The sequence below is a fragment of the Streptomyces sp. NPDC007901 genome (genome assembly GCF_042959465.1).
Taxonomy (GTDB): Bacteria; Actinomycetota; Actinomycetes; order Streptomycetales; family Streptomycetaceae; genus Streptomyces.
In genome coordinates, this window is sequence record NZ_JBIBKW010000002.1 from 14,084 (window position 1) to 39,294 (window position 25,211).

Consider the following 25,211-nt stretch of genomic DNA (forward strand, 5'->3'; position numbering starts at 1 on the left):
CCGCAGGCCCGGCGACGGCACCGGCGACAGACGGTCGCTCTTTGTCAATTCGCGTTGTTAGAAAGGATGTTGACGGTCGTTTTGTGGCAGGGAAAGGGCACGCGTGCCGCTTTCTCGCGGTAGCTTCTACCCGTCAGTAAGTGGTCTGAGCAACGGGGGACGTGTGGTCGCCTCTCCGCACGGCGAGAAGTTCGCCGCCTGCCTTCGGATGCTGAAGGACCGCAGCGGCCGGGGCTACGACCGGCTCGGCAAGGAGGCGGGCGTCAGCGGGTCCAGCCTGCACCGGTACTGCTCCGGCCTCAGCGTCCCGACGGACTACCGGGTGGTGCACGCCTTCGCCAAGGTGTGCGGTGCCAGCGCGGAGGAGCTCCGCGAGGTGCACCGGCTGTGGGCGCTGGCGGACACCGAACGGGACGTACCGGCCACGGCCGCCGAGGAGACCCCGGAGCCGGAGCGGGAACGGGAACCTGAACCCGAAGCGGAACCCGAACCGGACGACGTCACCCCGGCGGTGGCGGAGACCGGGCGGCCGCGGCGGTTCCGGGTGCCCGACAAACTGTCCCCCCGTGCGGCCGTGCTGGCCGCCGTGGTCGCGGTGGTGCTGGTGGCCGGGTTCGTGTGGCTGCCCGGCGACAGCACCGACGGTGACCCGTCGGCGTCCGGCGACAGGGTGCTGGACTCCCCGGCGTGCAGGACCGTGAGCATGGGGCAGCACGACGACTGTGTGCGCGAGGTCCAGACCCTGCTGGCGCGGGCGAAGGGCAGGCTCGCCATCGACGGCGACTTCGGGCCGGAGACCCTGCGCCGGCTGACCGCGTTCCAGGTGCTGGCGGGGCTGCCGGCCACCAGCGTCGCCGACGACGCCACCAAGAAGGCGCTGTACGCGCACCAGGTGAACATGACCACCTGGTCGTCGGCCAGGGTGGCGAAGCGGGTCCGTGAGGTGTTCGTCGAGGATCCCGGCACCGCCGTGGCCGTGGCCCGCTGTGCCTCCTTCCTCGACCCGCTGTACGTGCTGCCCAACACCAACGGCAGCCGCAACTGGGGCGTGTTCCAGATCTCCGACGCCCGACTGCGGGACCTCGACGGCACCCCGCTCAAGGCGTTCGACCCGGACTGGAACATCAGGGCGGCCCACCGGCTGTGGAGCGTCCGGCACGACTTCCACGACTGGCCCTCCTGCCAGGCCGCGCTGAAGGACACACCGAAGAGCTGATGCCCGGAGCTCCGGGTACCGCCGCGGCGGTACCCGGAGCTCCGCTCCCCCGGATGCGACGGCCTCAGATCGTGCCGTCCTCCCACCACCAGTCGCGGCCGAGGTCGGCCCGGCTGTCGACGTGCTGGTGGTCGACCGTGTACGTCTCCAGCCCGGAGAACCCGCAGGTCTCCGCCTTCTGGTAGACGGTCTTGGTGGCGACGCCGGGTACGTCCAGGTCGGCGGCCGTGCCGTACAGGTGCATGCTGTCGCTGGCCCCGCCGATCTCGGCGTTGTGCGCGATGCTGCGGAAGCCGGAGTTGACCGTGATCGGCTTGTCGCCCAGCTTCTTGCGGAGCGCCTCCAGCTTGTACATGCAGCGGCGGACGTTCTCCTTCACCGCCGACGCGCTCAGCTTGCCGCCGTTGAAGGTGCCGTCCGACTGGTTCACGAACTCGCTCCAGTTGAAGTGGAGCGTGGAACCGTCGGACTGCTCCAGCGCGTTGAGCTTCGCCTGGGTGTTGGGTCCGACGCTGGCGTCGGCGGTCAGGCCGTACGCCGTCTGGAACCGGCGCACGGCCGCGGCCGTACCGGAGCCGAAGTCGCCGTCGATGCTCACCCGGCTGTGGCTCGCGCTGTCCGCCGCCCAGCCCGCGATCCGGATCTGCAGCTCGGTCACATCGGCGCCGGTGGCGCCCTGTTCCAGGGTGCGCGACCAGGAGTAGGCCTGCGCGGTGCCGGAGAACAGCAGCTGACCGAACGCGACGCCGGCGCCGGCGGCCAGCGTGCCGCGCAGCATGGTGCGTCGGTCCAGGGGACGGGAGGAGAAGGTCATGGTCGTCCTTTCGAAGAGGCCGGAGGAGGTCAGTAGGCGATCTGGAACGTCACGTTCTGCGCGTCGGTGTCGTAGGCGTGGATGCGCAGGACGAAGTGGGTGCCGTCCTTGACGTCGGTGGCGACGGTTCCCCACTCGGTACCGTGCGTGGTGTAGGCGTCGTCGTTGTTGCACTTGGCGGTGTGGTCGACGAACACCACACAAGCGTCCAGGTACACGCCCGGCTCGTCCGTGATGAGCCGCAGGTTGATGTCGTTGCACCGCGAGGACGTGGTGTAGGTGCCGTACTCCTTGGCGGCCGCCTGGTAGTGGTACGTCAGGGTCTTCGCGCCGCCGTAGCAGCTGGTGGCGGCGGCCGAGGACTGTGCCGAGGCGGGCGCGACGCCCACGGCCAGCAGTGCGGCCGTGGTGAACAGGGCCGACGCCAGCGTTCTGTTGCGGATCATGGTGGTCTCCCTGTGGCCGGGGGTCAGAAGGCGATCTGGATGGTGGCCGAACTGCCTTCCAGGTCCACGCCGTTGGGCACGGTGAACCTGGTCCCGTCCAGGACGTCGGTGGCGATGGTCGTCCAGCTCCAGCCGACCTTGGTCCAGCGGTTGCAGACGCCGGTCTTCTCGAACTTCACGCAGGCGACGACGTACTCCGCGTCGCCTCCGACGACGCGCATGTTGATGTCGGCGCAGCGGCTCGTGGTCCGGTACGGGCCGAAGTCGAGGACCTCCCCGTAGTGCACCGTGACCGCTCCGCCGTAGCAGGTCGTCGCGGCGGTGCGGGCCGTGACGGCCGAGGCGGCCGAGGCGGTGGTGAGTGCGGAGGTCCGGTTGGCCAGCCGGTCCAGGTCGGCCTGGGTGCCGTTGAACACGTCACCGGTGGCCGGGGCCTTGATGCCAGGGAAGATCGCGGCGTCGGTGTACTGCCACATCGTCCAGGTCGTCGAGCCGTTCGGCAGCGGCGGCTGGGTGATCGACTGACGGTAGTCCGCGAGTTGCATCGGATACCGGGCGAACGCGGTGGTCGAGCCCAGGCAGTCGTCCAGGAAGGACTTCTGGGTGTAGATGACCGGCGTACGGCCGAAGGCCGCCTCCACCTTGTCCAGCCAGGCCTTGGCGTCGGCCACCGTGCCGTAGGTCGGGCAGCGCCCGGTGCCGTCGTCCATGCGTTCCAGGTCGAACACCGGCGGCAGGTCGCCCGCCCGCTGCCCGGTGTAGCCGGTCGCCCGCACCGCGGCGATGAACCGGTCGGCCTGGGCGGCGCCCGTGTCGGCCGCCGAGCCCGTGTAGAAGTGGTAGGGCGCGACGGCCAGCCCCGCCGCCCGGGCCGCGGGCAGGTCGGTGGCGAGGTACTCGTCGGTGACGTTCAGGCCCCGGGTGGCCTTGATCGTCGCGAACTCGACACCCGAGGCCTTCACGGCCTTCCAGTCGATCGGCGCGCCGCCCGGGTGCTGGTACTTGGCGGTGTCCAGGCCGTCGATCGGGTAGCCGGCGGGGCGCGGCGGTGCGCAGTACGCGTTACGGCTGGACCAGTCCGCCAGCTTCGCCCAGGTGTTCGGGCCCACGACCCCGTCGGCGCTGAGCCCGGCGCAGTGCTGGAGCTCGACGACCCGGCCCTCGGTGCCGCCCCCGAAGTCGCCGTCGATCGTCAGCGGCGGGTAGTGGAACGGCTCCATGGCCAGGTTCAGCCGGCACTGCACCTCCTTGACCTCGACGCCGTTGGCGCCCTTGCGCAGGGTCGGGCGGGTGTCGGTGTGGCCGCACACGGTGGTCTGCGCGGTGGCCGAGGTGCCCTGGGTGGCGCAGGTGTGCGGCGCGGCGGCCCAGGTGTTCAGGGCCGCCCAGGTCTGCGGGCCGAGCACCCCGTCCACGCTCAGCCCGGCGCACGCCTGGAACTCCTTGACGCGTGTCTCCGTCGCCGGCCCGAACGAGCCGTCCGCCGCGATCGGCGTGTACCGGCTCGGCTTCGTCGCCAGGTCGAGTTCGCACTGCGCCTCGACCGTCGGATCCCCCGTCGATCCCCGCTGCAGTGTGGGCTGTTCGCTCGTGTGCCCACAGACCGCGACCGCGGTCGCCGCGGTGGTCACGGACTGGGCCGCCTGCACCGCGGCAGTCCCGTACAGGGGCAGGACCGCTGCCACGGCGAGGGTCAGACCCCGCAGAAGCGTCCTCCGTCCCATCTCGTTTCCCCCTCATGTGAGTTGGCCGGGAGCTCCCGGCCCGGATCATGCTGGCCCGGCCGACCCCCGGGCCGGGCGCGCCCGGCCCGGACGGGGACGCCGGGACAGTCACACACCGGTGACCTGCGGGGACGCGGTGCCGCTGGGACGGAGCTGGGACGCGGGCGCACATGAGGAGGGGCCGGAGCTCTCGCTCCGGCCCCTCAGCGGGTGCCCGTAGGGCCGTGGTGCTCAGTCGAGCTGGGTCACCTTGGGGTAGTCGCCCTGGGCCGCCGCGTCGGCCGGGGGCAGGGCGGTCGGGTAGAGACGGACGTCGCTGATCGCCCCGTCGGCGTACTCGCCGTAGGTGCCGGCGGCCAGCTTGCGGCCGATCTGGACGGGCCCGGTGGCGTTCCAGGGGGTGTAGGTCCAGTCCCTGGAGCCCGTCAGCCTGCCGTCGACGTACAGGCGGATCTCCTTGGCGGACGCGTCGTACACGCCGACCAGGTGGGTCCACCGGCCCGCGACCGCCTTGCTGCCGTACGTCGCCCGCCACACCGTGCCGGTCGCGTCCGTGCTGTGCCGTCCGAACGCCCAGACCTGCGAGGCGGAGGAGTAGTACAGCTGGAAGCCGTTGTTGGTGGTGCCGTTCTGGGAGAGGAACGTGCTGTTCACGCTGTCCAGCGCGGCGAGCTTCACCCAGGCCGAGACGGTGAAGCTCTTGGAGGTGTCCACGGCCGGGCCGGTCGTGGCGCCGTATCCGGTGGTGCCGGTCAGGGTGACGGCTTTGCCTCGGGTGCTGTCGGTGGTCCAGGAGTAGGCGCCGGACAGGGTCGCGTTCAGGGTGCCGGTGCTGTCCGCGCCGGTCGTGCCGCTGCCCTCGCCGAGCTGCCACCAGTGGGTGGCGGTGTCCGTGACCGAGCCCAGCGAGACCGGCGGGGCGAAGTCGTAGGTGGGCGGTGAGGTCAAGACCAGGCTCTGCCGGTAGTTGTACTCCAGGAGCTGGCCGGAGGCGTCGACGGTGTACAGGTCCGGGATGCCGTCCGCGGCGCCGGGGTTGGTGTCGCCCGTCTGGACCGGGCTGTTGACGTCACCGGGGGAGGCGACGACCGGGTAGGCCGCTGTCGGCAGGGCGAGCCGCAGGTCGGTGCGGGTGGCTGGGTGGAGCAGGGCCGGCACCAGGGTGGTCGGGTCGACGGTGATCGGGTAGCTGTACAGCTCGCCGGTGGCCTTGTCGCGGGACCACAGGACCGGCTTGCCCTTGAAGGTGCCCGCGGCGATCAGGGTCTGGCCCGTCCAGTCGCCGTCGCCGAGCAGGATCGGGTTCTTCAGGTGGTAGCCGCCGTCGGACTGGTAGATCCACAGCTCCTTGTTCTCGACGGTGATGACGGCCGGGTAGTCGTTGGTGTTGCCGAACACGTTGCCCGGAGTGATGAGCTGGCTGATGTTCCAGCTCGTGCTGTTGTAGTCGGTGGTGCGGCAGCGGGTGTCGTCCGCGACGACGTCGGAGGGCGCGCAGGTGTCCTTGCCGACCAGGTCGTAGCGCTGGTCGATGAAGCCGCCGAACGTGGACCAGGGCTTCCTGGGGAAGGCCGCGTCGTCGACCGGGTCCAGGTCGTTCTTGACGACGTAGAGCTGCTGGCTCGTCCTGTTGTACGCCCACAGGTCGTCGCCGTTCGCGCCGTGCAGGTTGCCGCGGTGGGCGATCAGGTAGTTGTTCCAGCCCGTGCCGTCGGGCGACTCCTCCTTCGTGGACACCGTGACCGGGCCGGTGACCGGCGGCGGGGTGTCGGCGACCGGCCCGGTCTGGGCCGGGGCGGCGGTCTGGGCCGGGTCGTGGTCGCCCGGGATCAGGTCGAGGTCGCCGGTCTTGGTGGTGGCGAGCAGGTCGGGCACGCCGTCGCCGGAGATGTCACCCGGCTTGACGGTGGTGGCCGGGTTCCATGGCACCGTGAAGGTGTAACTGGCGGGGCTGGTCGAGATGTTGCCCGCCTTGTCGACGCCGGCCACGTACAGGGTGTGCACGCCCCAGTCCCGGATCGGGACGGGGATGGTCGCGGTCGAACGGCCCTGGGCGTCCGTGCCGGAGACCGTGGCCGGCTGGCCGTCGGCCGCGGTGGGCGGCGAGTCGAGCTGCCACAGGAAGGACGCCATGCCGCTGGACCTGCAGGCGCCCGGGGTGCAACTGGTGTCGGCGGCCGGGCTGTCGGCGCCGGCCACGGTGAACGCGGTGGTCTTGCCCGGGCCGGCGTACACCACCGGATCGGCGGCGCCCGAACCGACCTGCGGGAAGGAGGAGTTGCCGGTCACCTCCGGGGTCGGCGGCGCGGTGAAGTCGGTGCTGAACCAGCAGTGTTCGGACTTGCCGGAGGTCAGGTTCTGGTCGGGGGAGTCGTCCTCGGCGTAGACGTCCCAGCCGTACTGGTGGCCGTCCTTGAGGGTGGCGCCGATCTTCATCGGCGCGTCGGTGCCGGAGGCCAGCCAGCCGCTGTCCGGGGTCGAGACGGAGGCGCCGTTGCCGTCGCCGTCGGGGTCGACCGTGCGGTCCCAGACGTAGTAGTGCGCCCTGACGTTCTCGCCGGAGATCTGCGAGGTGACGGTGGAGTGCAGGGTGATGTCACTGCCCGCGTCGGAGTACGTGGTGGCGCCGATCCAGCCGGCCCCGCTGGTGGTGCAGGCGTCCGTGGCACCGGTGGCGCCGGGGGTGGTGTGCAGGTTGGTGGGGATGCCCGGCGGGATGTCGAACTTGGTGGTCAGCGTCAGCGTTGTCGACATGCGCAGGTAGTCGGTGTTGCCGGAGGTCTCCGACTCGTTGCCGTACAGGCCGATGGTCCAGGTGTTGGCGCCGCTGCCGAAGGTGCCGTCGGCGTCGTAGCCGTTGCCGTCCTGGTCGGCGATCTTCTGGGCCTGGTCCTTCACATGGAAGGTGGCGGTGCTGTTGCTGCAGGAGCTGCCGGAGTTGGCGCCGCTCGGCACGGTGGTGCTCACCGGCGGGAAGGCGGTGTCGTGCACGCCGGGCCGGGACAGCCAGTCGGTGCCGGAGCTGATCGCGTTGGTGGTGTGCAGGGTCAGCGGCTGGTTCTGGCTGCAGTCGTAGCTCGCCGCGAACGTGGTGGAGATCTTTACATAGGCGTCGTAGACGACGAACGAGGAGTGCAGTCCGCCGGTGTTGATCGCCCAGTACGAGCGCTCCAGGCCGACCCCGCAGGCGCCGCCCCAGCGCTGGTAGCCGACGCCCTGGCCGTTGGTCTGCGCCTTGTCGTACTGCGGCGAGTTGTCGCAGGCCGAGCTGGAGTAGACCTCGGTGTAGTGGCCGGCGGTGGAGGAGACCGGGTTGGTGTACGGGTCGATGTACACCGGGTACGTGGTGTCCGGGCCGGTGAGCATGCCCGCGTCCGGGGTCAGGGTCACCGCCTTGCTGGTGGCGGTCATGGCGACCGGCTCGGTGTCGGCGCCGGGGCCGGGGCCGTCCACGGAGGAGGCGGTGCCGGACGCCGGGCCGTCGGTCTTCGCGGGCGTGGTGGTGGAGTCGGTGCCGGAGTCCCACATCACCGGCTGCGGGCTGGTGTACGCCAGATCGCCGTCGGCGGCGGTGGCGGTCATGGTGTCGCCGTCGGCGGTGGCCAGCGAGAGGCCGTGGGTGTCGGCGGCCAGGGTGAGCTTCTTCAGCCGGGGGTCGGCCGCCGCGTCCGCGTCGTGCACGACCAGGACGTCGCTGAAGCCGCCCTGGTCGGTGACGGACACCGACAGGTCGACGCCGGGCAGCACCGCGGGATACACCGCGGTGTCCCCGCTTACCTGGGGCTTCGGCAGCGTGAACGGCAGGGTCAGCGCCATGCTCGGGCCGTCGGCATGGGTGAGGGTGACCAGCGGGCCGTCACCGCCGCCGGAGAGCGTGACCCCGTTCGGGGTGGCCTGCGGAGCGTATCCGCCCCGGCCGTCGGAGACCAGGGTGGCGTCCAGCGGGGTCCACGCGCCGTCCTTGAACACCCGGGTCGGCAGCACGCTGGTGGTGCTGGTGAACGTGCCGTCCGGCAGTGCCTCGGTGGTGGAGACCTCGGTGGTCAGCGCGTCCACCGGGACGGTCCGGCCGCTCGACTCGGCCTGCGCCTGGGCCGCCAGCAGCGGGTCGGCCGGTGCGGAGGCGGCGTCGTCGGCCAGGGCGGGCAGCGCCGGCAGGGCCGTCAACAGGCCCAGGGCGGCGGCGAAGAGGGCCACTCGGCGGGCCGTGTCGGCGCGTCCGCGGCCGGGGCGTATCGGCGGTCTGTGTCTGTGCACGTGGGCGGGCTTCCTTCGGGTCGCGGGCAGCGGGGTGGGGGAAGCCCGGATGCCACAGAGAAGTGATCAATTGCGGCACAGAAACTACACAGGACTTGCCAAGTTCATGCATGGTCTTTTCAAGTAAATCGCAAAGGGTCTTGAGCCGTGATCATGGCCGTATCTAGCCTCCGGTCGATCACCCACCTGTGTGATCTGTGAGGTGACGGCCCCTCAGGGTCGTGTTCTGGGGGGATGACACGTGAGTGGCAGACGGCGCTGGTTCGCGGGCGTGTGGCACAGAAGATTTCTGGGCGGACCGGGTCTGTGGGCCGTCCCGGTCGCCCTGCTCGCGCTCCTGCTGCCGGTCGCGATCGCCACGGGGTTCGGTATGCCCGGCTTCCTCCCGGGCCACTCGAACGACGATGGTTTCGGCCACCACGGCGGCTTTGCCTTCGACGGTTCCGTCTGGCGTCCGAAGAAGCTCCCCACGACCCCGGCCGTAGGGGCACACCTCCTGCAGCCGAAGACGCAGCAGCACCCCAAGGGCTACCGGCCGCTGGGCAGCTACCGGGCGCGGGCCGCCCAGTGGCCGAAGGCCGGCACCGCCACTGTCGACCTCGGCACGCACGGCACCGCGAAGCCGGTCAAGGCAGGTGCCCTGCCCGTCTGGGTGGGGCCCGCCGGCAAGCGGCACGGGGTCGGCGCGGTGCAGGTACGGACCGCCTCCCACACCCAGACGCTGCGGACCGGCGCCAACGGCATGCTGCTCGGCATCACCCCCTCCGGGACGACGTCCGCCGACGGCAAGGTGCGGGTGGTCGTCGACTACTCGTCCATCGCCCGGGCGTACGGCGGCGGTTACGGCTCCCGGCTGCGGCTGGTGCAGCTGCCCGGCTGCGCGCTGACCACCCCGGAACGGCCGGAGTGCCAGAAGGCCACCCCGCTGCGGTTCACCAACCGGGCCGCAGCGGAGCAGCTGACGGCGACCGTCACCCTGGCTCCCGCGTCCGGCGGGAAGCAGGACACCGACGGCACCGACGCCACCGAGCCGGCCCACCCCGGCAAGGACACGTCGAAGCCGACCGGCGACAGCGGCGCCACCCCGAGTCCGGCCGACCGCACCGGCGCCACCTCGTCGCCCACCGGTACCGGCACCACCACCCCCGAGCCCACCGGCACCACGACCCCGAGGCCGACCGACAGCGCGGACGGACCGACCACCATGTCGGCCCGCACCGCACCGCTGGCCGCGACGGCCGCCGCCGGCACCACGGCCCTCGCGGTCACCTCCGGCACCTCCGGCTCCCAGGGCGACTACGGCGCCACGACCCTCTCCGCCGCCGGCACCTGGCAGGCCTCGGCCACCGGCTCGTTCACCTACGCCTACCCGGTCTCCGTGCCGGCCGCCCTCGGCGGCAACGCCCCCTCCGTGGGCCTGAGCTACGACTCCCAGTCCGTCGACGGCGAGACCACCGCCCGCAACTCCCAGTCCTCGTGGGTCGGCGACGGCTGGAGCTACCAGGTCGGCTATGTCGAGCGCGGCTACCGCAGTTGCAGCTCGCTCCTCGACTCCGACGGCAAGAAGCTCGTCAAGGGCTCGGCGGACGAGTGCTGGGGCGGCGAAAACGCCACACTGTCCTTCGGCTCGCACTCCGGTGTGCTGGTGCCCGACGGCGTCGACTCCGCTGTGGCCGGCGAGATCAAGCAGTGGCGCATTCAGGGCGACGACGGCACCGTCGTACAGGAGCTGTCCGGTGCGGCCAACGGCCTGCACGACGGCGTCTACTACCGGGTGCTGACCACCGACGGCACCGCCGCCTACTTCGGCGCCGACCACGCGCCGAGCGGCCCGGGCACCGACGCCACCATGTCCGCGAACCCCGCCGACGACTCCACGCACTCGGCCTGGGGCGTCCCGGTGCTGCACCCGCGGTCGTCCGACCCGTGCCACAGCGACACCGACGGCAAGAAGTCCCAGTGCGACAAGCCCGAGGGCTGGCGCTGGAACCTCGACTTCGTGGTCGCGCCGAACGGGTTCGTGCAGCGCTACGACTACACCACGGAGTCCAACTACTACGACCTCGGCGGCGGCCAGGCGGCTGAGACCGACGACCCCGACGACACCGGCACCCTGACGTCGTACACCCGTGGCGGCGCGCTGACCCTGATCTCCTACGGCTACAAGCTGGCCGACGAGCAGGCCGGGCGCACCCCCGCCGCCGAGGTGGACTTCGGTCTGGCCCAGCGCTGCCAGACCACCGACACGTTCACCGACTGCTCGGCCGGCAACCTCAAGGACTCCACCGCCACCCACTGGCCGGACGTGCCGTGGGACCTGCACTGCGACTCCACCGACAAGACCAAGCTCCCGGACGGCGCCACCAAGGTCCCCGACGACGTGTGCGTCACCTCGGGCCCCAGCTTCTGGAGCACCACCCGCCTGGACTCCATCACCACCAAGGTCCATGTGAAGGCAACCGACCAGCTCACCGCGGTCGACACCTACAAGCTGGGCCAGGTCTACTCGGACGCGGGCGGCACCGTCGACCCGGTCACCGGCACCACGGTGGACCCGAAGGACGCCGGGATGCTGCAGGCCGTGATGTGGCTGCAGTCCATCCGGCACACCGGCAAGGACACCTACGACAACGGCAACAGCGACATTGCACTGAACCAGGTGTCCTTCACCGGCACCGAGATCGACAACCGGGTGAACGACGACTCCCCGTCCGCCCCGCCGCTGTACCGGCCCCGGATCTCCAGCATCCAGACGGAGACCGGTGAGTCGATAGCCGTCGAGTACAACTCCCAGCCCTGCCAGGGCAAGTCGCTCGACATCAAGCAGGCCGACGTCAACACCGAGTCCTGCTACCCCGTCTACTGGACGGTCCCCGGCGCCTCCAAGCCGATCGCCGACTGGTTCAACAAGGTCACCGTGAACAGTGTGGCCGTGTCCGACCTGACCATCGCCGGCCAGTACAAGCCGGACGCCCAGAACAGCCCCGCCGGCTCCGAGACCCAGATCTCCCGCTACAGCTACGCCGGCCCGGCCTGGCACCGCGACGACTCGGCGCAGACCGACGACCAGTACCGCACCTGGGACCAGTTCCGCGGCTTCCGCACGGTCACCGTGCAGACCGGCCAGGCCCCCGAGCCGGTCACCCAGCAGACGACCACCTATCTGCAGGGCATGGACGGCGACTACAAGGCCGACGGCACCCGGCGCTCCGTCAGCGTCGACGCCAAGGTGGGCGGCAGCACGGTCCTGAGCGTCACCGACGCCGACCAGCTCGCCGGCACCACGCTGGAGGACGAGACGTACACCAAGGCGGGCGGCACCGTCGACGCGGCCAGCGTCAACGGCCCGTTCACCTTCACCACCACGGCCTCCGCCAACCGGACCCCGTGGACGGACTGGACCCAGGAGGACAACCCCGGCGACACCGAGCCGGGCCTGGCCACGCTGCCCGACCTCACCGCCCACCGGATCAAGGCCAGCAGCTCCCGGGAGTACCAGCTGCTGGCCGACGGCAGCTGGCGGCACACCACCACCGACACCGCGTACGACGGCCAGGGCCGCGTCTCGACGGTCGACGGCCACGGCGACGGCACCGATCCCAAGCAGGAGAAGTGCGCCACCACGACCTACGCCGACCCGCCCGCGTCGAACACGATGATGCTGACCTACGCGGACCGGGTCACCTCGGTCGTCGGCGACTGCGCCACCGCGGCGAGCGCGAGCAGCCTGCTGACGGACAAGAAGATCTACTACGCCGGTGACGGCACGCCGTCCGGCCTGGGCACCTTCGGGCAGGTCAGCGCCGCCGGCCAGGTCACCGGCACCCAGACCGCGACCGGTTACACCGGCACCACCGAGAACTGGCAGACCACGTCCGCCATGACGTACGACGGCGCCGGCCGCGTCACCGACGCCTACGATGCCACCGGACAGAAGACGCACACCGACTTCGCCCCGGCCTGGAGCAGCTCCGGCGGCAACACCAACGCCACCGCCGAGACCTCCGTCAACAGCAAGAACTGGCAGGTCAAGTCCACCCTCGACGCGCTGCGCGGACTGACCCTGGAGAGCGTCGACGCCAACGGCCGGGCGACCGACACGACCTACGACGCGCTCGGCCGGCGCACCGCGGTGTGGCTGCCCGGCCGGGACAAGGCGGCCGGGCAGAGCGCGGACGAGACCTTCGACTACTCCATCAACCCGGGCGCCGTTCCCGCGCCCGGCGGCACGATCACGCAGCCGGGAGCGCCGTCCGCGGTCACCACGAGGACACTGCGCGAGGACGGCACGTACGCCACCTCGATCACCCTCTACGACGGCATGCTGCAGCCGCGGCAGAGCCAGTCGACGGCGATGGGCGACACCAACTCCGGCCGTATCGTCTCGGACACCTTCTACGACTCGCACGGCTGGCTGACCGCGTCGTACGCCGGCTACTCCGAGCCGGCCAACCCCCCGTCGACCACGTTGTACGCGGCGAACGAGAACCAGATCCCGTCGGAGACCACCACCACCTACGACGGCGAGGGCCGGCCGCTGCGGCAGACCCTGTGGCACCAGGCCGTCGAGCAGTGGCACACGTCCGCCGCCTACCCGGGCGCCGACGAGGTCGACACCACGGCACCGGCCGGAGGCCGCTCCACCGCCGCCTTCACCAACGCCGTCGGCCAGACCACCGCCACGGTGGTGAAGAACACCGGGTCCACGGTCACCCTCACCGGTGGCTCCGTCATCCCGTCCGGCACCTCGCTGACCTCCGACAGCGTGCGCCTGACGATGCAGGCCGACGGCAACCTGGTGCTGTCCGCGCTCGCCACCGGCAAGACCGTCTGGTCCTCCGGGACCGGCGGGAACCCGGGCGCCTGGGCCAAGTTCGGCACCGACGGCAACCTGGTCCTCTACAGCACGGCGGCCGCCCAGCTGTGGACCACGGGCCTCACGGCCACCACCGGCGCCACCTTCCAGGTGCGCAACGACTCCACCGCGGCCGTGGTCTCCTCCGCCGGCTCGCTGCTGTGGAAGCAGGGCACGGCCGGCGCCGTCCCGGCCGCCGACGCCACCACCCGCTACACGTACACCCCCGCCGGGCAGGTCGACTCGATCAAGGACACCGCGGGCAACAGCTGGTCGTACACCTACAACCTGCTCGGCCAGAAGACGTCCCAGACCGACCCGAACGCCGGGAAGACCACGTACGACCTGTACGACGTCGCCGGCAATCTGCTGCAGACCACCGACCCGCGCGGTCAGGTGCTCTCCTTCGCCTACGACTGGGACAACCGCTCCACGGCCGAGTACTCCGGCCCCTGGTCCGCCAGCCCGGACTCCACCAAGCTGCTGGCCTCCCGGGTGTACGACACGCTGGAGAAGGGCTACCAGACCTCCGCCACCCGCTATGTCGGCGGCGCCGCGGGCAAGGCGTACACCCAGGCGGTCACCGGCTACGACACCGCCTACCAGCCGCTGGCCACCACGGTCACCGTCCCGGCCGCCGACGGTTTCGCGGCCGCCGGGCAGAGCAGCGCCCCCGCGTCCGGCACCGTCACCTACACCTCGACGTCCCGCTACACCCCGAACACCGGGCTGCTGTCCACCACGCACTACCAGGCGGACGGCAACCTGCCCGCCGAGGACATCGACTACGGCTACACCCAGCAGGGCAACCTCGACGGCATCGGCGGCTTCATCAACTCCGCCAACACGCCGGCCTATCTGGACACCGCCGTCCACGACGCCTTCGGGCGGGTGCTGCAGGCCAACTACGGCCCGAGCGGCAAGGAGCTCGCGACCTTCGCGCAGTACGACGCCACCACCGGCCGGGTCACCCAGGCCAGCAGCATGCTGCAGACGTCCAGCACCGCCCTGGACGTGGTCAACCTCCGCTACAACCAGGCCGGCGAGCTCACCGCCGTCGACGACCTGCAGAACAACACCACGCACGACACCCAGTGCTTCACCTACGACTCCTTCCAGCGGCTGACCGCCGCCTGGACCGACACCGCCGGTATCACCGACCCGGGCGCGGCGACGGTCGGCGCCGTCGGCGGCTGCACCACCGCGCGGGTGCAGACCACCTCCACATCGCCGATCAAGACGTCGACGGTCGGCGGCCCGGCGCCGTACTGGCAGACCTACACCTACGACCAGCTCGGCGACCGCACCGGCATGGTGAACCACGACACCACCGGCAACGCGCTCGACGACACCACGCAGACCGTCGGTTACACCGGCACGGACGGCACGACGACGGCGACCCTGCCCGACCAGGCGGGCACGGCCACCACGGCCAACCCCGCCACCGGAACCGCCACCACCACCTCCACGTACACCGATCCGTCGTACAACAACGCCGACGACGGCGACACCGTGAGCCGGAAGGTCACCTCGACCGGCCCGCTGTCCACCGCGTTCGCGCTCTCCGGCGGCGGCAAGAAGTGCGTCGAGGACGCCGGCAACTCCACGACCGCCGGCGCCAAGGTGCAGATCAACACCTGCGGTACGGGCACCGGCCAGAAGTGGACGATCGCCACCGACGGCACGGTGAAGGTCCTCGGCATGTGCCTGGACACCACGGGCAACGCCACCACCAGCGGCACCCTCGTGGTGATCGACACCTGCAAGACCGACGCCACCCAGAAGTGGAAGCTCACCACCACCGGCACCCTGGTCAGCAACGCCAACACCGCGCTCTGCCTGACCGACCCGGGCGCCTCCGCCACCAACGCCACCCAGCTGACCGTCGCCACCTGCGGCGGCAGCGGCCAGACCTGGACCAACGCCGCGACCGGCGCGGTGGCGGCCGGCCAGAGCCAGACCTTCACCTACGACGCCGAGGGCCGCACCGCCACGGTCGCCACCACCTCCGGCACCCACACGAACACCAGCAAGTACCTGTACGACGCCCAGGGCGACCTGCTGGAGCAGACGGCCGCGGTCGACGGCACCGACAAGACGCGCGTCCTCTACCTCTTCGGCGCCGAGCAGATCACCCTCAACGTCTCCGCCAAGACCTGGACCGGCCTGCGCAACGTCACCGGACCGGACGGCACCACCGTCACCCGCTCCAGCAGCGGCTCGGTCAGCTACCAGGTCGCCGGTGGCCAGGGCACGCCCGTCACGGCCGTCGACGCCTCCTCGCTGGGCGTCACCCGCCGTGCCTACGACCCCTGGGGCAACCCGCGCGGCACCAAGCCGGCTTCCTGGGTGGCACCGGACGAGAACCACGGTTTCCTCGGGCAGCCCGTCGACGCCACGACCGGCCTCGACCTGCTCGGCGCCCGTGACTACGACCCCGTCCTGGGCCGGTTCCTCACCCTCGACCCGGTCTTCGAACCGGGCGATCCCAACCAGATGGGCGGCTACACCTACGCTGGGGACAACCCGTCCAGCGGCTCGGACCCGAGCGGTCTGATGCTGATGATGGACGGTGGCGGGGGAGGCGGCTGCGACGCCAAGTGCGCCGCGGCCAACGACAAGGCGTACGCCGACACCAGCACCTCCAGCGGGCAGAAGAAGCACCACAGCGGAGGGTGCCACGGTTTCTTCGGCTGCGCCGGGCACTACTTCAAGAAGGCCCTGCCCGTCGTCGAGACCGTCGTCACGGTCGTGGTCGTCGTGGTCGCCGTCGCGGTGGTCGTCTCCGCCTGCGCCGGAACCGTGGTCGCCGCCCCCGCCTGTGTCCTCGGCGCGGCCGAGGGCGCGGGAATGGTCGCGGGCATGTACGGCGCCGACTGCGCGGCGATGGGCTGCGCGGGCGGCGGGTTCGCGGCGGACGAAGGGGAGTCACCACCGGCAGGCGGCGGAGGCGACGCGGCGCCCAAGGCCGCAGCCGAGCCGGCCCCGCACGACGCCACCGGCGGCTCGGGCGGCTCCGGCGACGCGGCGGCGGCCTCCGGCGCCGGCAAGGAGTCCGCGAGCGACTCCGCGGGTTCGAACGCGGCGAAGCCGAAGAAGGCCGACGCCCAGCACGAGGCGGCGGCCGCCCAGAAGTCGGCGGCGGCCTCGGACGACCCGGGTACCGGCAACTCGGGCACCGAGGAGGTCACCCAGTGCAGCTTCTCGCCGGACACGAAGGTCCTCATGGCGGGCGGGAAGACCAAGGCGATCGGGAAGATCAGGACCGGGGACCGGGTCGAGTCCGCGGACGCCGCCGACGGCAGGCACAAGGGCGCCCGTGAGGTCGTCGCCACCCTGGTCAACCGCGACAAGGACCTGGTCGACGTCACGCTGAGCCTCGGCCACGGCCGCACGGCGACTCTGCACACCACGTCCAGGCATCCCTTCTGGGACGCGACCGCCCACGCCTGGACACCGGCGGGCGGGCTCGTGGCGGGCCACACCCTTCTCACGGAGGACGGCCACCACGTCCTGATCGCCCGGACCCGGGCGACACCGGGAGCGGCCTACCGCTACAACCTGACGGTCCGCGAACTGCACACGTACTACGTGCTCGCGGGCGGGCTGCCGGTACTGGTGCACAACGTCTGCGGATCCAAGATCGAGGACGGAGACCACCTCGTGCTGGGCGTGAACGGCCCCCACCAGATCGGGGACAATCTCGCCAAGACGCTCAACGAGCAGGACGGCGGAAGCCGGTTCACTCTCAACGGGAAGAAGCCGTGGGGTGATGTGAGCGACGTCAACGGCCGGCCGAACTGGATGAACGCCGTTCCCGATGCCGCGAACAATCCGCGGGTGCGGATCACGTTCTCCCTGGACGGCCTGCTCGACGAGGAGGGGAACGAGTTCGGCACCGCACAGGAGGCGTTCGACAAGACGCTGCCACGGGGCCGGGCGCTTGCCGGTGCCGACTGGCAACGGGCACAGAAGAGCGGCAACCAGACCGCCTGGGAACTGGGGGTCGTGGCCCGCGCCGTCATCCTGGGGCGCCGGGAGTGGTCGTCCATAGAGTGGTACTGGGGCGGGGAGCCAGTCGAGTTGAACGATCCCGGATGGTGAGGGCTGTGAGTGTGACCGAATTCGCGAGAACGGGTCGGGTGTTCCAGGTCTGGAGCTACGACCCCTCGCATCGACAGCTGATCATCAGGAGTGATCCGTCTCGGCTGGACGGCACGACGACGCGCGTGGAGGTCTACTTCGGGCATGTCGAATGCATGCTCCTCCGCCCGACGTACAAGTCTCTCCGTGTTCGCCGGGCTTCGCCCGCGGAGTTCCGGCGCGTGTCGGATGTCGCGGGAATCCCCGCGGAGGACGGCGAGTCGACCTACCTGATCGATCCCGAAGGGACGAGTTTCGTGGTCTCCGGGCGGCCCTCCTGGCGAGAGGCCGAACGGAGGAGAAGCGATCCCGCGCTCTTCGACTTCTCGCAGGAATGGCCGCCGGACTTCGAAGCGCGGTGGGGGAACGTGGATGGATGACCGCTTCGCCGAGGCCGGTGCCTCGGCCGATCACTGGTGCACACCGTCACCGGGAACGGAGGCATGCGAATGTCGTATCTGATCATAGGTTTCATGGGCGTGCTCGCCGGGATCCGGGCCCTCGGGCTGCGCCGCAGGCAGCTGAGTGCGCCGTCCGCGCCGTCCGCATCCTTGATCCTGCGGCCGCCGGTGCTCGCCGTGCTCGCCGGGATCGCCCTGACGGGCGGCCTGTTCCTGCTGGCGGGCGGAGTCCTGGTGCTGGTCCAGGGCTGACCGGCCGGTCAGCCGCGCGCACGGTCAGCCCTCCCGCGCCGGCACCCGCAACGTGGTGCCGTTGCGGGCCCGCCAGGCCGTGTGGTGGGCCTGGGCCGCGGACTCGGCGCGGTGCCGGGCGGCGGCGGGGACCGGTAGGGCGCACAGGGCGTCCAGGGCGGTGAGCATCTGCCCGGCGAAGCGCTCGCCCAGCCCGGTCAGGCGGTTCGAGGCCAGGACGGTGAGCGTCGCCTCGCGGGCGGCGAGGCGCCAGCGGGCGAAGAGGACGTGCGCGGTGGCGCGCAGCGCCGGGTCCGGCTCGGACGCGCGGCGGGCGTTCCAGAACCGGGCCACGCCCAGGTGCGCGTACGCCCCGTGGAAGAGGCCGAGCAGTGGCCGGGGGTCGGGGCGCCAGGGGGCGTAGAACCGCTCGGCGCCGCTGGGTTCGAGGAGGTCGAAGAGGTGCAGCAGGGCCGCCAGTTTGTTGTGCTGTGTCTCGTGCACCAGGGTCACCGCGAACGTCGTCCCGGTGGCCGGAGGGGACAGCGCCACGCAGCCGAACGCCTCCGCGCTGCTGCCGCTGACCTGCCCGGGGCCGCGGCTCACCAGCGGCACCAGGAGCAGGGGGCCGGCGGCCAGCTCCGCGTAGGCCTGGGGGAGGTCCGCGCGCAGCAGCGCGCAGGCCTCGCGGGCCACGGTCTCCCAGTGCCGGGTCTCCTCGGCTCCGAGGTCCGCGGGGTGCGGTGCCGCGTTCGGGAAGTACGGGTGGTCCAGGACGTCCAGCAGCAGCGGCGCGCCCCCGTCCAGGGTGTCCAGCAGCCGGGCGCCCTGCCAGCGGCCCGTGCCGCCGTACCCCCGCGCGGGCACCGGTACCGGTCCGTCCGTGTCGGTCCCGGACGCGTCGGTCAGGGAGAGCAGGGACCGGCCGTCCGCGGTGACCCGCAGTCGCGCCCGGTCGCCGGGGCGGGCGCCGGGGAAGCGGGTCCGGCCGAGCGAGGGCAGCGCCACCCGGTCGCCGTCCACCGGCCACTCCACCTGCCCGGGCAGCCCCGCCCGGACCGCCGCCGCGGCGGCCAGCGCGGTGAACCACCGGATCGGCGGCCCGCCGTGCCCGGTCCCCTCCACCGTCTCTTCCCCGGTCTTTCCCTCCCGCTCGCGCACCAGCCGCGCCAGCAGGCCGAACAGCGCGGGGCCCGCCGCCGGATGGGACAGGACGGCCGCCGCGGCCACGGGGTCCGCGCGGGTGGCGGCGTCGAGCAGGTCCCAGGCCCGGCCGGCCTCCCCGGCCACCGCGCCGCCCAGCTCCCCGGCGGTGCGCGTCACGGCGTAGGCGCAGGCCAGGCGCCTGCTGTGTTCCGCGCGCGCCAGCAGTTCCAGGGCCGCGGCCCCGCCACCGCCCGCGGCGACCGCGTCGAACATCACGCCCGGCATACCATGCGGCACCGGCGTCATACCGCCTCCACAGGCCGGGGCCCCGTGCCCCGCAGCCTCTCCGTCTTTTCTCCTGCGCGCGCCAGGTCCATGCCCAGCCGGTGCCGTACCCGCCGGATCAGTTCCGCCAGATCGGCGCAGTAGACACTGGGGTTGGCGAAGCCGGTGCCGGGCCGGTAGCGGGTGGCGTAGTGGCCGCCGCCGCACACCCGGTGCAGGGGGCAGGCCAGGCAGTGCGCGCACAGCGCGTCGGCGCCCCACTGGCGGGCCGCGACCCCGGGGTGCAGCAGCAGCGTGTCGAAGGAGGCCCCCCACACGTCGAGCCCGGTGGCCGCGGCCCCGTCGTACGCCGTGCGCAGCGCGTCGTCCTGGGTGAGGGAGCCGTCGGTGTCGACCACCGCGTAGCGCACGGGGGACAGGCCCAGCGCCTCCGTGCGCGGGGTGGCGCCCAGCAGCAGGGCCAGCAGGTCGTCGAGGAGCCGTATCCCGGTCTCCCTGACCGGTGCGCCGTACCAGCGTTCGAAGACCGCCCACAGCCAGTCCGCGTAGGGGGTCAGTCTGCCGCTCGGGTCCAGGCCCGGGGGCGGGGTGTGCCAGGTACCCAGCGGGAGCAGGAAGTCCAGCGTCGGCGGGCGGTGTTCGAGGAGGTCCTCGTAGGTGCGGACCGGGTCGTTGCGCAGGTCGACCGTGCACAGCAGGGCGCCGAACAGATGGCGGTGGCGCTCGCTCGCCAGCCGTCCGAGCGCCGCGTTCACCCGGGCGTGGCTGCCGCGTCCGTCGGCGCCGCGCCGGTGCCGGTCGTGGGCGGCCCGCCCGCCGTCGGTGCTCACCCCTATGCGCAGGCCCAACGCGTCGCACAGCGCGAGCCGTTCCTCCGTCAGCCGCATGCCGTTGGTCTGCAGCGACAGACGCAGCCGCACTCCGTCGCCGACCGCCGTGCGCAGCTCCTCGACGGTGTGGACGAGTGTCTCGTCGTCCAGGAGGAGGGGCTCGCCCCCGTGCAGCACCACGCCGGCCTCGGACACGCCGTGGGCGGAGAGGTGTTCGGCGATCCGCTCGGCGACACGCCGTACGGTCGCCGGCGCCATGGCGCGCGGCAGGCCGCGCCAGCTCTGGTCGTGGGAGCGGTACATGTAGCAGTAGTCGCAGGCCAGGTCGCAGCGGCTGTGGACCTTCAGCACGAAGGAGTGGAACGGTCGCGGGACCCAGCCTGCCGCCCGGCGCTCCGCCACGTCGACGGTCCTCGGCCAGGGTGGCTCGGCATGGCGCAGTGGCGGTCGACTCATCCGCTTCCCCCCGACGGCGTACACCGCGGACCTCGGCGGACGCGGTCGGCGGCGCACTCTGTGCCACCAGTATTCGTTCGCCGTGTGTTCAGCGTCAATATCGTTAATGAGCCAACGCAAGCCCTTGCGGAAGCAGTTGACGCACCGTCGGGCGCGCCGTACGCCTGCCGTCGACAGCCTGACGGAGCTACGCTGGGACGGCGGACCCGCCCAGGCCCCGAGACCCGTGGAGCGGACACCATGGCAGTGGATGAGGACGCCGTCGGCGAGGAGGCGCGGATCCGGCGCGCCGGGATTCCGGAGTTCGACGTCGAGTCGGCGGTTCTCGACCTCTCGGTCCTGTCGCCCGACGACGTCGCGGCCCTGCCCGACACGGTGCTGGGCGCGACCCTGCGCCGGGTGTACGACAGCTGTGCCGAGGGCGATCCGTTCGTCACCGGACACAAAGAGAGCACCACCTGAGGCATGGGGCGCATAGGGGGTACCCCCAGCGGCGTTGCTTCCCGCCGACCTGATCCGCCGGGCACCCCCTGGGGCGGCCGAGCCGCCGGCGGTGGCGTCCGCCCTGTACTGTCGGCATCGCGCGCCCGGTTTGTCCGTCTTGGTGGGGGTGTTGGTCATCCTGTCCGGCCGTCACCTCCCCTGCCGTCTTCCCCTGTCGTGTCGCGCTGAGCGGAGAGGTCATGCCCGTCGCCAACTCCCCTGACAGCCCCGGTCCGTTCGCTGTCTTCCTCGCGACCTCGGAGAACCTCGGCCTGAGCACCACCCTGCGCAACACCGCGGACGTGCTCGCCGAGGCGGGCCGCAGCGTCCTGCTCGTCGACGGCCGCGCCGGCGACCCCGAGGCCGCCCCGCCCCTGCCGCCGCCGGTCCCCGGCGAGGTGCGCACCGCCGCCGTCGGCGGCACCGCGCTCGCCGCGCTCGGCGACGACCCGGTCGCCCGGTCCTACGACCACGTCCTCGTCGAGGCCCCGGTACCGGACACGCCCGAGGCGGCGGAACCCGCCGACGCGGCCGCGTTCGCCGACGCGCTCGTCTTCTGCTTCGCGATGACCGCCTGGTCCATCGACGGCGCCGCCGCCCTCGCCGAGGACCTGACCGCCCACCGCACCGGACGCCCCGTACGGCTGCTCACCCTCGGCCTGAAGAGCGACGTCGGCGTGCACGACCGGCTGCGCGAGGCGCGCGAGCGGGCCCGCCGCCGGTTCCGCGGGTTCGCCCGGGCCGTCGGCGAACGGGACACGCCGTTCCTGGAGATCCCGTACAACCCGCTGTACCAGGACAGCCGCAGCCTGGCCGTCGAGGCCGAGGAGGCCGGCACGGTGGCCGGGCTGCGCCCCTACTACGAGCGGCTCGCCGACTGGCTGCGCGCCCGCCGCGTCCCGGGCCTCACCCATGTCACCGTCGTGCACTCCGTACGGCACGCCGCCTGGGCCGCCTGGCTCTGCGACCGGCTGGCCGCCAAGGGCGTGCACGGCGAACTGCGCCGCGCCGACACCTACACCGGCGAACGGCCCGAACACGGCGCGGCCCTGCTGTTCCTCGCCCCCGACGACGCCGACGACACCCTGCTCGCCCAGATCGGCGCGCTCTCCCACACCGATGTGCGCATCGTCCTGGTCGACGAGTCGTTCCCGCACGCCGCGGCCGCCCACCACGAGCGCATCGACCTGCGCCAGGCCGACGAGGACGAGGCACTGCGGCTGCTCTACGCCGGCCTCGGCCTCGGCACCGCCGAAGGCGTCCCCGCCGCGGCCGTCCTCTTCCCGAGGCTGCCGGAGACCACCAACCTGGGCCCCCGCAACCGCGCCTTCACCGACCGCGACGAACTCCTCGCCACCCTCGGCCGGCGGCTGCGCGAGGCCGGCGGCGACGGCGCCTGCCTGGTGCTGCACGCCCCCAGCGGCTGGGGCAAGAGCGAGGCCGCCCTGGAGCTGTGCCACCGTCTGGGCCCCGGCTACGACGTCGTGTGGTGGGTGCGCGCCTGGGAACTCCTGCGGGTGGAACGCGGGCTGGCCCGGCTGGCCGGACGCCTCGGCACCCGCGAGGACCGGCTCGGCGCCCCGGCCGCCGACACCGTCTCCCGCCTGCTCACCCGCCTGTCGCGCCCCGACGGCGACGTGGGCAGCTGGCTCATCGTCTACGACGGTGCCGTCGACCCCGCCGAACTGCACGGCCTGCTCCCCGTACCGCACCGCGACGGCCACGTCCTGATCACCAGCCGGGTGCTGCCGGACCAGGCACCGGACACCGAGGAACGGCCACCGCACCTGACCCCCCTCGCGATGCCCGCGATGACCGCGCAGGAGAGCCGCGCGCTGCTCACCGACCGGGTCGCGGAGATCAGCGCACAGCAGGCCGCCCAGATCGCCGGCGTCGTCGACTCCGTCCCGCACGCCCTGAACCTGGCCGGCCACTGCCTCGCCGAACGCACCGCGCTGCACCGGAGCGACGACCACCTCACCCCGGAGGCCGCCGTCCGCGCGGCCGTCGCGGATCTGGTCGCCGAATTCCGCGCAGACAAGACCGAGTTGCTGCGCACCGTCCCGGCCGTCTCCGCCGTCGAGGTGATGGTCCAGGTCGCCCGGCGTTTCGCCCTGACCACCCCGGGCGCCGCCGCCTGGAGCGCCGAGAGCCCCGACCGGGACGCCCTGGGGTGGCTGCTGGACGCCGCGTCCCTGCTCACCGGCCGCGGCATGGGCCTGGAACTGCTCCGCTCCCGGCGCATCCTGTCCGAACTGGGCCGCGACGACGAGGCCGACCCCGGCAACGGCCGGTCCCGGACCGTCCCCCGCCACCCCGACGACGTCCAGCTGCCCGACGAGCACATGGTGAGCGTCGCCCTGTGGGCGCTCGGCCGGGTCGGCCTGCTCGACGTCGACTTCGACCGCCGACAGCAGCCGCTCGCCCAGCACCACGGACTGCGCGACCTGATCCGCGCCCGCATGGACCCCGAGGAGCGAGAGCACATCGAGTCGGTGCTGCGCGGCGTCCTCGCCGAGTACAGCCAGCAGGAGAACCAGGACCTGCCCGCCGACTGGGCCCGCGAGGTGTACTCGCTGCGCATGTGGGAGGACCCCCGGCCCCGGGTGCGCCGCTCGCTGCTCAGGCACCTGGGCGCCCTCGGCGGGCGCGCCGAGACCGCCGACCTCGACCGCCTCCTGGACATCGCCGGCCGGGCCCGCGAGGAGTGGCGGCGCGACGGCGACGAACAGTCCCCGGAATACCTGCGCCTGCTCAACTTCACCGCCCGCGCGCACCGGCTGCGCGGCGCCTACGAACACTCCCGGGAACTCGCCCAGGAGGCCCTGCGCGGCCACCGCCGGCTGCTCGGCCTCACCCACCCGCGCACCCTGCTCTCCGCCGACTCCTACGCCGCCACCCTGCGCGCCCTCGGCAGGTTCGAGGACGCGCTGCTCGAACTGCGGCCCGCCCTGGACGGGCTGACGCTGCTGCTGGGCCCCAAGCACCAGGCCACCATCCAGGTGGAGCACAACCTCGCCCTCACCGAGGCACTCACCGGGCGGGTCGCCCCCGCCCTGGCCCGCGTCCAGAACCGCTTCCGCCACCGCCAGGCCGTCGGCGGCCCCGACGACCCGGTCGCCTGGGGGCAGGCCGACCTGCTCGCCTACCTCTACCGCTGCGTCGGACGCGACGGCGAGTCCCGCGACCTGCTGCGCCGCCAGCTGCGCCGGCTCGGCGACGCCTCCGGCATGGTCCGGCTCCGGGCCGAGGTGGGCCTCGCGATCAGCGAACGCCGCTTCGCCGACGGCTTCCCCGCCGTGAAGGACCCCCGCTACGGCTACGAACTCGCCCACGAGCGCGACCAGCAGGCCCTGAACGTCTACCTGAGCCGGTTCGGCGCCGACCGCTACGACACCCTGCGCTGCCAGTTCAGCTACGCCGCCGACCTGCACGCGCTCGGCAAGGCCCAGGAGGCCGAGCAGCAGGCACGGCAGTGCGCGGAGGCCGTCGCCCGGCTGTTCGGACTGGGCCACCCGTACAGCGCGCTGTGCCAGGTACGGCACGGGGTCTACCTGCGGGACTCGGCCGAGGCGGGCCTGCCGGACGCCGAGGCGGGACTGGCCGAGGCCGAGGCGGTCGGGCGCGGCGCCGCCGCCCTCCTCGGCCACGCGGTGGGCCGGGGCCACCCCTGGGTCGCGGCGGCGGAGCACTCCCTCGCCGTCACCCTCGCGGCGGCCGGCCGTACCGGGGAGGCCGTCGCGTTCGGCAGGTCCGCGCTGGACCGGCTGCGCGACCTGGGGATGGCGGACCGGCCCGACGGGCAGCGGGTCCGCGCCCACCTCGACCTGCTCGCCGGCACCGACACCGGCCGCCCCGCACCGACCTCCGGCTACGACATCGACCTGGAGCTGCCCGGCGTGTGACCCGCGCGAGGCGGTAGCG

General features: G+C 72.3%; 12 protein-coding genes. 6 read left to right on the top strand and 6 right to left on the bottom strand.

What is annotated here, in order from left to right; genetic code table 11:
• Positions 1-163 precede the first annotated feature (163 nt).
• Complete coding sequence (locus ACFZDK_RS05845) at positions 164-1,216, top strand: helix-turn-helix domain-containing protein (RefSeq protein ID WP_390970155.1); 1,053 nt, start codon at positions 164-166, stop codon at positions 1,214-1,216.
• A gap of 64 nt (positions 1,217-1,280) precedes the next feature.
• On the opposite strand, the gene ACFZDK_RS05850 is transcribed toward ACFZDK_RS05845, so the two are convergent.
• The 4 genes from ACFZDK_RS05850 to ACFZDK_RS05865 form a co-directional block, all read right to left on the bottom strand.
• On the bottom strand, positions 1,281-2,030 hold the full coding sequence (locus ACFZDK_RS05850; RefSeq protein WP_390970157.1) for a D-Ala-D-Ala carboxypeptidase family metallohydrolase: 750 nt from the start codon (positions 2,028-2,030) through the stop codon (positions 1,281-1,283).
• A gap of 29 nt (positions 2,031-2,059) precedes the next feature.
• Positions 2,060-2,476 carry a hypothetical protein gene (locus tag ACFZDK_RS05855; protein ID WP_390970159.1) on the bottom strand — a complete coding sequence of 139 codons (417 nt, stop codon included), beginning with the start codon at positions 2,474-2,476 and terminating at the stop codon, positions 2,060-2,062.
• A gap of 23 nt (positions 2,477-2,499) precedes the next feature.
• The gene (locus ACFZDK_RS05860) at positions 2,500-4,200 is read right to left on the bottom strand and encodes a GH25 family lysozyme (protein WP_390970161.1); all 1,701 of its coding nucleotides are present in this window, start codon (positions 4,198-4,200) and stop codon (positions 2,500-2,502) included.
• A 231-nt stretch (positions 4,201-4,431) separates the two neighbouring features.
• Positions 4,432-8,457 (bottom strand): LamG-like jellyroll fold domain-containing protein, encoded by a 4,026-nt coding sequence (locus ACFZDK_RS05865; RefSeq protein WP_390970163.1) that lies wholly within the window; start codon positions 8,455-8,457, stop codon positions 4,432-4,434.
• A 241-nt stretch (positions 8,458-8,698) separates the two neighbouring features.
• On the opposite strand from ACFZDK_RS05865, the gene ACFZDK_RS05870 reads away from it, so the two are divergent.
• The 3 genes from ACFZDK_RS05870 to ACFZDK_RS05880 all read left to right on the top strand — a co-directional run bounded on the left by ACFZDK_RS05870 (position 8,699) and on the right by ACFZDK_RS05880 (position 18,108).
• A complete protein-coding gene (locus tag ACFZDK_RS05870) occupies positions 8,699-17,416 on the top strand; it encodes a ricin-type beta-trefoil lectin domain protein (RefSeq protein WP_390970165.1) in 8,718 nt (2,905 codons plus the stop codon).
• Between the two features lie 5 nt (positions 17,417-17,421).
• On the top strand, positions 17,422-17,835 hold the full coding sequence (locus ACFZDK_RS05875) for a hypothetical protein (RefSeq protein WP_390970167.1): 414 nt from the start codon (positions 17,422-17,424) through the stop codon (positions 17,833-17,835).
• Positions 17,836-17,904: 69 nt separating this feature from the next.
• Positions 17,905-18,108, top strand: a complete 204-nt coding sequence (locus tag ACFZDK_RS05880; protein WP_390970169.1) for a hypothetical protein — start codon at positions 17,905-17,907, stop codon at positions 18,106-18,108.
• Between the two features lie 24 nt (positions 18,109-18,132).
• On the opposite strand, the gene ACFZDK_RS05885 is transcribed toward ACFZDK_RS05880, so the two are convergent.
• Both ACFZDK_RS05885 and ACFZDK_RS05890 read right to left on the bottom strand, forming a co-directional pair.
• Positions 18,133-19,539 carry an aKG-HExxH-type peptide beta-hydroxylase gene (locus ACFZDK_RS05885; RefSeq protein WP_390970170.1) on the bottom strand — a complete coding sequence of 469 codons (1,407 nt, stop codon included), beginning with the start codon at positions 19,537-19,539 and terminating at the stop codon, positions 18,133-18,135.
• Positions 19,536-20,804: an FxsB family cyclophane-forming radical SAM/SPASM peptide maturase gene (locus ACFZDK_RS05890; RefSeq protein ID WP_390970172.1), complete on the bottom strand. Its 1,269-nt coding sequence runs from the start codon at positions 20,802-20,804 to the stop codon at positions 19,536-19,538. The genes ACFZDK_RS05885 and ACFZDK_RS05890 overlap by 4 nt, the downstream gene beginning before the upstream one ends.
• A gap of 240 nt (positions 20,805-21,044) precedes the next feature.
• On the opposite strand from ACFZDK_RS05890, the gene fxsA reads away from it, so the two are divergent.
• Positions 21,045-21,266 carry an FxSxx-COOH cyclophane-containing RiPP peptide gene (gene fxsA, locus ACFZDK_RS05895; RefSeq protein ID WP_390970173.1) on the top strand — a complete coding sequence of 74 codons (222 nt, stop codon included), beginning with the start codon at positions 21,045-21,047 and terminating at the stop codon, positions 21,264-21,266.
• Positions 21,267-21,487: 221 nt separating this feature from the next.
• Positions 21,488-25,192, top strand: a complete 3,705-nt coding sequence (gene fxsT / locus ACFZDK_RS05900) for an FxSxx-COOH system tetratricopeptide repeat protein (protein ID WP_390970175.1) — start codon at positions 21,488-21,490, stop codon at positions 25,190-25,192.
• Positions 25,193-25,211: the final 19 nt, after the last annotated feature.

Excerpts from the sequence above, each read along its gene's own strand:
- ACFZDK_RS05850 (WP_390970157.1), bottom strand. The coding sequence starts at position 2,030 with ATGACCTTCTCCTCCCGTCCCCTGGACCGACGCACCATGCTGCGCGGC.
- ACFZDK_RS05855 (WP_390970159.1), bottom strand. The coding sequence starts at position 2,476 with ATGATCCGCAACAGAACGCTGGCGTCGGCCCTGTTCACCACGGCCGCA.
- ACFZDK_RS05860 (WP_390970161.1), bottom strand. The coding sequence starts at position 4,200 with ATGGGACGGAGGACGCTTCTGCGGGGTCTGACCCTCGCCGTGGCAGCG.
- ACFZDK_RS05880 (WP_390970169.1), top strand. The coding sequence starts at position 17,905 with ATGTCGTATCTGATCATAGGTTTCATGGGCGTGCTCGCCGGGATCCGG.
- ACFZDK_RS05885 (WP_390970170.1), bottom strand. The coding sequence starts at position 19,539 with ATGACGCCGGTGCCGCATGGTATGCCGGGCGTGATGTTCGACGCGGTC.
- ACFZDK_RS05890 (WP_390970172.1), bottom strand. The coding sequence starts at position 20,804 with ATGAGTCGACCGCCACTGCGCCATGCCGAGCCACCCTGGCCGAGGACC.
- fxsA (WP_390970173.1), top strand. The coding sequence starts at position 21,045 with ATGGCAGTGGATGAGGACGCCGTCGGCGAGGAGGCGCGGATCCGGCGC.
- fxsT (WP_390970175.1), top strand. The coding sequence starts at position 21,488 with ATGCCCGTCGCCAACTCCCCTGACAGCCCCGGTCCGTTCGCTGTCTTC.